The sequence below is a fragment of the Virgibacillus alimentarius genome (assembly GCF_017874635.1).
GTDB classification, from domain to species: Bacteria; Bacillota; Bacilli; order Bacillales; family Amphibacillaceae; genus Virgibacillus_B; species Virgibacillus_B alimentarius.
This window is the reverse complement of the sequence record NZ_JAGIKX010000023.1, coordinates 40,982-49,928: the sequence shown is the minus strand read 5'-3', so window position 1 is coordinate 49,928 and position 8,947 is coordinate 40,982. Positions and strand designations below refer to the sequence as shown.

The 8,947-nt window shown below is 37.8% G+C and carries 7 protein-coding genes, 11 tRNA genes and 1 rRNA gene; 1 reads left to right on the top strand and 18 read right to left on the bottom strand.

Features of this window, described 5'->3' with window-relative positions:
- The 13 genes from J2Z81_RS11420 to J2Z81_RS11360 all read right to left on the bottom strand — a co-directional run.
- Positions 1–86: ribosomal RNA gene (locus tag J2Z81_RS11420) — 16S ribosomal RNA — on the bottom strand; the annotation flags it as partial.
- Positions 87–387: 301 nt separating this feature from the next.
- Positions 388–461, bottom strand: a tRNA-Ile gene (locus J2Z81_RS11415).
- A 10-nt stretch (positions 462–471) separates the two neighbouring features.
- Positions 472–545, bottom strand: a tRNA-Gly gene (locus tag J2Z81_RS11410).
- 48 nt (positions 546–593) lie between these two features.
- Positions 594–670: transfer RNA gene (locus J2Z81_RS11405), tRNA-Pro, on the bottom strand.
- A 7-nt stretch (positions 671–677) separates the two neighbouring features.
- Positions 678–754, bottom strand: a tRNA-Arg gene (locus J2Z81_RS11400).
- Between the two features lie 44 nt (positions 755–798).
- Positions 799–881, bottom strand: a tRNA-Leu gene (locus J2Z81_RS11395).
- An 84-nt stretch (positions 882–965) separates the two neighbouring features.
- A tRNA-Lys gene (locus J2Z81_RS11390) sits at positions 966–1,041 on the bottom strand.
- A gap of 209 nt (positions 1,042–1,250) precedes the next feature.
- Positions 1,251–1,325, bottom strand: a tRNA-Gln gene (locus J2Z81_RS11385).
- Between the two features lie 6 nt (positions 1,326–1,331).
- Positions 1,332–1,408 (bottom strand) — tRNA-Asp (locus J2Z81_RS11380).
- Positions 1,409–1,453: 45 nt separating this feature from the next.
- Positions 1,454–1,525: transfer RNA gene (locus J2Z81_RS11375), tRNA-Glu, on the bottom strand.
- Between the two features lie 9 nt (positions 1,526–1,534).
- A tRNA-Ser gene (locus J2Z81_RS11370) sits at positions 1,535–1,625 on the bottom strand.
- Positions 1,626–1,628: 3 nt separating this feature from the next.
- Positions 1,629–1,703 (bottom strand) — tRNA-Asn (locus J2Z81_RS11365).
- Between the two features lie 382 nt (positions 1,704–2,085).
- The gene (locus J2Z81_RS11360; protein ID WP_029267270.1) at positions 2,086–2,547 is read right to left on the bottom strand and encodes a SprT family protein; all 462 of its coding nucleotides are present in this window, start codon (positions 2,545–2,547) and stop codon (positions 2,086–2,088) included.
- Positions 2,548–2,787: 240 nt separating this feature from the next.
- Here J2Z81_RS11360 and J2Z81_RS11355 point away from each other — a divergent pair, with 240 nt between their 5' ends.
- Complete coding sequence (locus J2Z81_RS11355; protein ID WP_029267268.1) at positions 2,788–4,284, top strand: catalase; 1,497 nt, start codon at positions 2,788–2,790, stop codon at positions 4,282–4,284.
- Positions 4,285–4,370: 86 nt separating this feature from the next.
- On the opposite strand, the gene J2Z81_RS11350 is transcribed toward J2Z81_RS11355, so the two are convergent.
- The 5 genes from J2Z81_RS11350 to J2Z81_RS11330 all read right to left on the bottom strand — a co-directional run bounded on the left by J2Z81_RS11350 (position 4,371) and on the right by J2Z81_RS11330 (position 8,855).
- On the bottom strand, positions 4,371–6,548 hold the full coding sequence (locus tag J2Z81_RS11350; RefSeq protein ID WP_226371381.1) for a Tex family protein: 2,178 nt from the start codon (positions 6,546–6,548) through the stop codon (positions 4,371–4,373).
- Between the two features lie 138 nt (positions 6,549–6,686).
- Entirely contained in the window at positions 6,687–7,283 is a 597-nt protein-coding gene (locus J2Z81_RS11345; RefSeq protein ID WP_029267264.1) for a protein phosphatase 2C domain-containing protein, read from the bottom strand.
- A gap of 2 nt (positions 7,284–7,285) precedes the next feature.
- Positions 7,286–8,074: an RNA polymerase sigma factor SigB gene (gene sigB, locus J2Z81_RS11340; protein ID WP_029267262.1), complete on the bottom strand. Its 789-nt coding sequence runs from the start codon at positions 8,072–8,074 to the stop codon at positions 7,286–7,288.
- Positions 8,049–8,522, bottom strand: coding sequence for an anti-sigma B factor RsbW (gene rsbW, locus J2Z81_RS11335; protein WP_029267260.1), 474 nt, complete (start codon positions 8,520–8,522; stop codon positions 8,049–8,051). Before rsbW ends, sigB begins: the two co-directional genes overlap by 26 nt.
- 3 nt (positions 8,523–8,525) lie before the next feature.
- Positions 8,526–8,855 carry an STAS domain-containing protein gene (locus J2Z81_RS11330; RefSeq protein WP_029267258.1) on the bottom strand — a complete coding sequence of 110 codons (330 nt, stop codon included), beginning with the start codon at positions 8,853–8,855 and terminating at the stop codon, positions 8,526–8,528.
- Between the last annotated feature and the right edge of the window lie 92 nt (positions 8,856–8,947).

Genomic DNA, 8,947 nt, shown 5'->3' with positions numbered 1-8,947 from the left:
GGATCGATTTGCTTCCCGCGCTCGACTTGCATGTATTAGGCACGCCGCCAGCGTTCGTCCTGAGCCAAGATCAAACTCTCCATAAAAGTTTGTGTAAAATTGACACCAATCAATTCTACAAATGTCTTAGCTTTACTTCTTGCATGTAGATAATCAGATTGTATTCATGAATTTAGATCAGTTGATCTGCATCCACAACCACAAGCTATCATCTATATTCTTGACATACTGGTTGTTTTGTTCAGTTTTCAAAGAGCAAATTGTGCTTCGCCGTTCAAAATGGCGACTTTATTAATATATCATGTTATCTCATTGAAGTCAACAACTTTTTTAAATGATTTTTGTGTTGACCATCCAGAGATAGTGCGCCCCTCCTACCGGGGTAAATGGGCCTGGGCGGACTCGAACCACCGACCTCACGCTTATCAGGCGTGCGCTCTGACCAACTGAGCTACAGGCCCGTGGATTGAATGGAGCGGGTGATGGGAATCGAACCCACATCATCAGCTTGGAAGGCTGAGGTTTTACCACTAAACTACACCCGCACATAAAGACGATTAACGGTTATATAATAAAGTTAAATATATTTTCGGTGGTCGGGAAGACAGGATTTGAACCTGCGACCCCATGGTCCCAAACCATGTGCTCTACCAAGCTGAGCTACTTCCCGTTATAAATGGCGCGCCCGAGAGGAGTCGAACCCCTAACCTTCTGATCCGTAGTCAGACACTCTATCCAATTGAGCTACGGGCGCTTAGAGAACACAATACTGCATACCGCACACTTCATTTCATTGAGTGCGGTCGAGAGGACTTGAACCTCCAAGGAGTTACCTCCACTAGGCCCTCAACCTAGCGCGTCTGCCATTCCGCCACGACCGCATATCAAAGTAAAAGCGATTTATTTTCCATCCATTTGAATCATGTTCTTCAAATTAGATTATTGTAGTTATTTCTCAAAACTTATGGTGAGCCATGGAGGATTCGAACCTCCGACCCTCTGATTAAAAGTCAGATGCTCTACCGACTGAGCTAATGGCTCCTGCATTGTAGTTATCCTAATTTGTATGAGCGTTTATCTTGGTGACCCCTGCATCTTCTAGCTTATTCAAGAAGGTTAGGTGCTTCGGGGTTACTCGCAGCTGATCCGGCGGGAGCTTTACTCGTTGCTCTACCGACTGAGCTAATGGCTCGTGAATTATTGCATCCCCAATATATATAAACTATTCAAAGTTATCACCCAAATAAAAATGGCTGGGCTGCTAGGATTCGAACCTAGGCTACACGGGATCAAAACCCGATGCCTTACCGCTTGGCTACAGCCCAACAAAGTGGCGGTCCGGACGGGACTCGAACCCGCGACCTCCTGCGTGACAGGCAGGCATTCTAACCAACTGAACTACCGGACCCTATTAAATTTAAAGGAATTGTATATAGTTTAAAATATGAAGGAATGACCCGTACGGGATTCGAACCCGTGTTACCGCCGTGAAAGGGCGGTGTCTTAACCGCTTGACCAACGGGCCAGATGTTAATGGCGGAGAAGGAGGGATTTGAACCCTCGCGCCGTTTTCACGACCTACACCCTTAGCAGGGGCGCCTCTTCAGCCACTTGAGTACTTCTCCAACTGGCTCCACAGGTAGGATTCGAACCTACGACCGATCGGTTAACAGCCGATAGCTCTACCGCTGAGCTACTGTGGAATGATATCAATAAACCTTTAATAATATCCACTTGTGTTTAATGTTGCTGAAAAACGTCATATATAATTGCAACGTTTTATATATTACAACAATTCCATATCATTGTCAACATCTTTTTGATTTTATTTTTCTTTAGAGGCGTTTGCCTCACAAGGACCTATTTAATTTAACACGTATAGCAAATTTCGTCAATAAAAACCCAAAAATAAATTTTATTAATAACTGAGCAGTAAATTCTATTAAAGATTAACTTTAACATAATTATGTTGTAATGTTTATTTTGCTTATAAGCAAACAATATATCATTAAATGATTAATATTAGTTTGAGTTACATTCAATTTAATTCTATAAATAACCTTTTAGTCTTTAAAAAAACTTCATTCAATATTTCATAATTGTTAACTTCCCATTACATTTCCCGCATCTATATTTTTTTACATCTACTCGCCGAATCCTCTTATATATACCGTTGCAACGTTCACATCTATATCGATGGTTATAATTATTTATATTAGATGGCAATGGACGGCAGTGTCTCGGTGAACGTGTACGCTTTAATAGGTCTTTAAATTCTTTATCACCATGCCTATACCCCTTCCCTTCTATATGTAAATGATAATGACATAGTTCATGTTTAATAATGCCGATGAACTCATTCACATCCAATTCAATTACATATTTCGGATTCAATTCGATCTTTTTTTGAGCAGGAATATAGCGACCGCCAGTTGTCCTAAGCCGGTTATTGAACTTTACATCATGTTGAAAAGGTTTTTGAAAGTGCTTTTTTGATATCTCATTAACAAAATACCATAAAGATTTTTCATCATTTAGCAGGTCCATTTAAAGATCCTTCTCCCTCGTATATTCATTTATCGTTTTTCCTGTTTTTTCTCATTAATATTATTAATTATTCTAGCATATATTCAATTAGTAGTTAATAGAAAATACCGCTTATTCGTTTACATACATACTTTAATGGTTTATTTAAAATAATTATAATTAAATATTGACTTTTATAATGTTTGCATTATAATTAGATATAGAATTTGATAATCAAATGAAGGGGAGGAGTTTTCGCCAATGAGTGAAAATAAAAAAAATACAAACAGGTTAACTACTGCGGCTGGTGCTCCAGTTAGTGACTATCAAAATTCAAAGACCGCGGGTGCTAGAGGGCCAATGTTGCTGGAAGATGTTTGGTTCCTTGAAAAATTAGCTCACTTTGACAGAGAAGTTATTCCTGAACGTAGAATGCACGCTAAGGGGTCAGGTGCTTATGGTACATTTACAGTAACAAACGACATAACAAAATATACAAAAGCGAAAATATTTTCAGAAGTCGGAAAAAAAACGGACATGTTTGCTCGATTTTCGACTGTAGCAGGGGAGCGCGGAGCAGCAGATGCAGAACGAGATATACGTGGCTTCGCATTACGTTTTTATACAGAGGAAGGAAATTGGGATCTTGTCGGCAATAATACTCCTGTATTCTTCCATAGGGACCCACTTATTTTCCCAGATCTTAACCACGCAGTAAAACGTGATCCTCGAACAAATATGAGAAGTGCAAATAATAAATGGGATTTTTGGACATCACTTCCTGAAGCTTTGCATCAAGTAACAGTTGTTATGAGTGATCGTGGAATTCCGAAATCATATCGGACCATGCACGGTTTTGGAAGCCATACATTTAGTATGATTAATGATGACAACGAACGTGTATGGATCAAGTTCCACATGCGCTCACAGCAAGGGATTGAAAATCTAACCGACCAGGAAGCAGAGGAACTGATCGGAAAAGATAGAGAGAGTCACCAGAATGATCTATATGAGAACATAGGAAAAGGTAATTTCCCTAAGTGGAAAATGTACATTCAGGTAATGACAGAAGAGCAAGCGAATAACATGCCATATAACCCATTTGATCTTACAAAGGTTTGGTATAAAAAGGATTTTCCACTTATTGAAGTTGGGGAAATGGAATTAAACCGAAATCCTGAAAACTATTTTGCAGAAGTAGAGCAAGCTGCCTTTACACCTGCGAATGTCGTCCCTGGAATCAGTTTCTCACCGGATAAAATGCTGCAGGGTAGATTGTTTTCTTATGGAGACGCTCAGCGTTATCGTCTTGGTGTGAATCATCACCAAATTCCAGTAAACCAGCCAAAATGTCCATTCCACAGTTATCATCGTGATGGAGCTATGAGAGTTGATAATAACCATGGAAGCAGAATTGGCTATGGACCAAACAGTTATGGTGAATGGCAAGAACAAGCCGAACATAAAGAGCCGGCGCTTCCCATCCATGGTGATGGCGACCGCTGGAACTTTAGAGAAGATGATGACAACTATTTCGAGCAGCCGGGCCGTCTATTCAATCTTATGAATGATGAAGAAAAAGAACGGTTGTTTGGAAATACTGCTCGTGAGATGGAAGGCGTTGAGAAACATATTAAAATTCGCCACATTGAACATTGCTACAAAGCTGACCCTGCATATGGGGAAGGTGTAGCAAAAGCACTTGGCATTACAATGAGTGAAGTAGAAGCTGCAAGTGAAGCTGAGACTTCTAAATAAAAAAGACTGCCCCAAAAAGCTGAACTGTACCTAAATATTTCGTGTTTAGGTACAGTTTCTTTTATACTTTTGTTGACAGTCTTTTTCTATTGGGCATTCTTTTTGCTGTCCTTATGTTCAACCATAGACAAGGAAATTCTTCCTTTATTTACATCAACATTCTCCACCCATACCGTGACAACATCACCTACTGAAACAATATCCATAGGGTGTTTTACAAATTTGTCTGCCATTTTAGAAATATGCACCAAACCATCTTGTTTTACTCCTATATCAATAAATACGCCAAAGTCTACAACATTTCTAACGGTACCCTGCAACTCCATACCTGGTTTTAAATCTTCCATATTTATTACATTTTGTTTTAATAAAGGAGCAGGGAGATCATCGCGGGGATCACGTTCCGGACGACTTAGTGCACGCATGATATCGACTAAAGTTGGTAAACCTATCTCCAATTTTTCAGCTATCTCTTGTTTATCTATTTCATTCAGTTGCTTGCGAAGTTTGTCTGTCCCAATATCGCCCAATTCACAGCCAAGCATTTTTAAAAGATTTTCTGTATGTTTATAACTTTCAGGATGAATAGGTGTTCGGTCTAATGGGTTTTCTCCATCCAAAATACGTAAAAATCCTATTCCCTGTTCATACGTTTTAGCACCCAGTCTCGGAATCTTTTTAAGTTGCTTTCTGTTAACAAATTTACCTGAGTCATTTCGCTCATTTACAATGTTGTTAGCAACAGTTTTACTCAAGCCAGCAACATGTTCCAGAAGTGATGAAGAAGCTGTGTTTACATTGACACCAACCTGATTCACTGCAGTTTCTACAACAAATGATAATGATTCATTTAATGCTTTCTGGCTTACATCATGTTGGTATTGACCAACGCCGATTGATTTAGGATCAATTTTCACCAGTTCTGCAAGGGGATCTTGTACTCGGCGAGCAATAGAGGCTGCACTTCTTTCTTCAACTTGCAGGTCAGGGAACTCTTCACGTGCCAATTTAGATGCAGAATAAACACTGGCTCCTGCTTCATTAACAATGATATAAGGAATACTTAATTGATTTTTAGTTATCACTTCAGATATAAATTGCTCTGTTTCCCGTGATGCTGTCCCATTGCCGATAGCGATTAATTCAATTTGATAGGTGTTGATAAACTCCATAACCACTTTTTCTGCTCCAACCTTGTCATTTTTAGGGGCATTTGGATACATCACACTAACTCCATGCATTTTCCCTGTTTCATCTACAATAGCTAGCTTGCACCCAGTACGAAAAGCTGGGTCCACTCCCAACACTGTTTTCCCTTTTAGTGGCGGCTGAAGCAATAAGTTTTTCAGGTTCTTGGAAAAAATGTCTATCGCATGTGTTTCTGCTTTTTCTGTTAAAAGATTACGTAATTCACGTTCGATGGATGGTTGAATAAGACGCTTGTATCCGTCTTCGATTGCACCTTGCAAGATTTCAACGCATTTTCCATTTGCATGATTATCAATTATCTTATTCTGTAAATATTCTATAATACGATTTAGAGGTGGTTCAATAACAACTTTTAAAACTTCCTCTTTTTCTCCGCGGTTTATTGCTAAAATACGATGAGAAACCATGGAACGAACCGCTTCGTTATAGTCATAATACATTTCATAAACACTTTTTTCGTCTTTTTCTTTATCTTTTGCCTCTGTATGAATCATTCCTCTTTTGAATGTTTCTTCCCTTATAAAATCGCGAAACCCTGGATCATCTGAAATCCATTCTGCAATAATATCATTTACACCTGCTAAAACATCATCAATTTTATGTAATTTATTATCTTCATTTAAGTATTTCTCAGCTTCAAGTGAGATATCGGAAATATCTTGTAACCAAATCTGCTCTGCTAATGGTTCCAGCCCTTTTTCTTTTGCGATGGTTGCTCTTGTGCGTCGTTTTTGTTTGTATGGACGATATAAATCCTCTACGCGTTGTAATTGGGTTGCAGCTTTAATTTCATGTTCCAGTTCTTCTGACAATTTGCCTTGTTCGCTAATCAAGCGAATAACTTCTTCTTTGCGTTCGGCAAGATTTACAGCATACTGCCATTTATCCTGAATAAGTTTAATTTGTACTTCGTCTAATCCCCCAGTCATCTCTTTACGATAACGAGCAATGAATGGGACTGTATTTCCCTCATTAATTAGTGTTATCACTTTTTCTACAATATTCGTATTTACTTTGGATTCTTTGGCAACCCATTGGTTAATATTCGCTTCCAATTTAGTTGTTCCTCCTTTAGTACATGTCCAAAATCGTTTTGAACCATCACTTACGTGTAAAGCTATTTTATCAAAAAAATTTCCTTTTTCCTATTTGATAAAAGAATAAAAAAAAGACTGACACAGTGTACAGCCCTTTTAGCGCCCATTATACTTTAATGCTATTAATGTTGTATCGTCCTCCCTTGTCCCACCATCATTTGCTGCAAAAGCTTTTGTGATTTCCTGAACATCTGAGTAAAAAAAATAATTTCGTGCTAAATCTTTATCCAATACACCATCTGAGAACATAATAAAATTCATATTCGCTTCCAGTTTTTCCTGTACTACTTTAAATGGTCTATGATATCCCGCCAAATAACCGGAATTTGGGATATTACGCTTTCTTTTCTGACCCTTTCTGACTGTCATAATACCTATATTGCCAATGGATGAAAAGGAATAGCTTTGTTCTTTGAAATTAATTTTCAAAATGCCTAAAACGACTCCCCGTTTGCCCATTAATTTTTTATTACTCTTCATAATTAATTGTTCCACAGTGGTGTGAATATTATTTCTAATAATATCAATAACAATCTCTGATGATTCTTTCGCAAATTCTCCGCTACCTAAACCATCTGCTAGGGCACAAATAAATTCATTTTCTGATTCTGCATAAAAAAAGCTATCTCCACAATAGTAATTATTCTTTTTTGCTTTTTGATAAATAGAAACTTGTACCGTTCTGTCTGTCATATTCAATCAAAAACCTCCGCGCTCTCAGATTGGATAGTTTCACGAAGCTTCCTTAAAGCACGGCGTTGTAACCGAGACACATGCATTTGAGAAATGCCTAACAGCTTTCCTGTTTCCTTCTGACTCATATTATCAAAATACGTAGCTTTTAATATTTGTTGTTCCCGATCAGATAAAACAGGAAGAATCTTTTCTAGCAACATTTTATCATCAATGTTATCATAACCATCTTCCTTATTTCCCACAAGATCTAAAATAGCAACTGTACTGCCATCAGAATCGGCTTCAATTTTCCGATCTACAGAAAGTGCCTTATAGCTTCTCCCCATTTCCATCGTTTCTAGAACTTCCTCTTCTGATACTCTTAAGTAGTTTGCTATTTCGCATATTGTAGGCGATTGCTGGTTTTCATTCGTAAGCTCATTCACAGCTTTTTTAATTTTAGGCCCCATTTCTTTAATACGGCGCGGAACATGAACACTCCACGTTTTATCTCGAATAAATCGCTTAATTTCTCCAATAATAGTTGGAATAGCAAACGACTCAAAAGATTTACCAAATGTAGAGTCGAATCTCCTAACTGCCGCTAATAAACCGATCATCCCAACTTGTACAAGATCTTCTTGAATGCTGCTGTTTTTTGAATATTTCCTTGCGAGTGATTCTACAAGCTCCTTATAAAACAGAACTATCCTTTCTTGGATTTCTTCATCTCTTGGGTCTTTCTGTAAATAGTTAATCCAATCGTAAACCTCGTCTTGTCCTTTATTGCGTGGTTGAGATTTGGTCATTAAACCCCACCTCAGTTTCACCTAAATATTTAGTCATTAATACAATTACGCCATGATTGCTATTAATCTCTACTTTATCCATTAACGCATTAATTAAAAAGAGACCAAACCCACCTTCGCGTAAGTTTTCAATTGGTTCTGTGTTTTTATATGGTCCAATTCCACCTTTAATTTCTTTCAAGTTAAAGCTTCCGCCGTGATCTGCAACCATTACTTCTAATCGATCCTCATAAATACCAAAGCCAATAGTGACTTCCCCTTGTTCTGCTCCATCATAAGCATGTGTGACAGTATTTGTTATAGCCTCTGATATCGCTATCTTTAAATCCTCAATATCTTCATATGAAAATCCTATTCTATTAGCAATCCCAGCTGTACTTAATCGGGCAACACTTACATAATCTGCTTTTGCAGGAAACTTCATCTCGATAAAATCAAATGGCTCCATCGCTCACTTCCCCCCATGAATAGTTGAATTTAAGTCCATAATCTCATTCAGTCCTGTTATGTTAAACAAACGTAGTACACGATCTTGTAAGTTTACTAGTTTCAATTGACTATCATTTTCTTTTGTAGATTTTAATGCGCTAATAAAGACTCCTAATCCGGTACTATCCATATAACTGACATTTTCTAAATCTACTTCCACTAACTGTCCTTTTTGTTTTGTTAATGGAAGAATTGCTTCCTTCAACTTTGGAGCTGTATATATATCAATTTCTCCAGCAACAGCACAAGTTGATTTATCATTTAAATTCGTAACATTAATATCCAAATTCATGAACATCCTCCTAAACAATGCATTTTGACTATTTGAGGCTAGCTAACAATCATTTATAACAAAATAAATGGATTTCTGATTCATGAGTGCGT

What these genes read in the sequence shown, in the direction of transcription:
- J2Z81_RS11360 (WP_029267270.1), bottom strand. Translation starts at nt 2,547, where the DNA reads ATGGACCTGCTAAATGATGAAAAATCTTTATGGTATTTTGTTAATGAG.
- J2Z81_RS11355 (WP_029267268.1), top strand. Translation starts at nt 2,788, where the DNA reads ATGAGTGAAAATAAAAAAAATACAAACAGGTTAACTACTGCGGCTGGT.
- J2Z81_RS11345 (WP_029267264.1), bottom strand. Translation starts at nt 7,283, where the DNA reads ATGACAGACAGAACGGTACAAGTTTCTATTTATCAAAAAGCAAAAAAG.
- sigB (WP_029267262.1), bottom strand. Translation starts at nt 8,074, where the DNA reads ATGACCAAATCTCAACCACGCAATAAAGGACAAGACGAGGTTTACGAT.
- rsbW (WP_029267260.1), bottom strand. Translation starts at nt 8,522, where the DNA reads ATGGAGCCATTTGATTTTATCGAGATGAAGTTTCCTGCAAAAGCAGAT.
- J2Z81_RS11330 (WP_029267258.1), bottom strand. Translation starts at nt 8,855, where the DNA reads ATGAATTTGGATATTAATGTTACGAATTTAAATGATAAATCAACTTGT.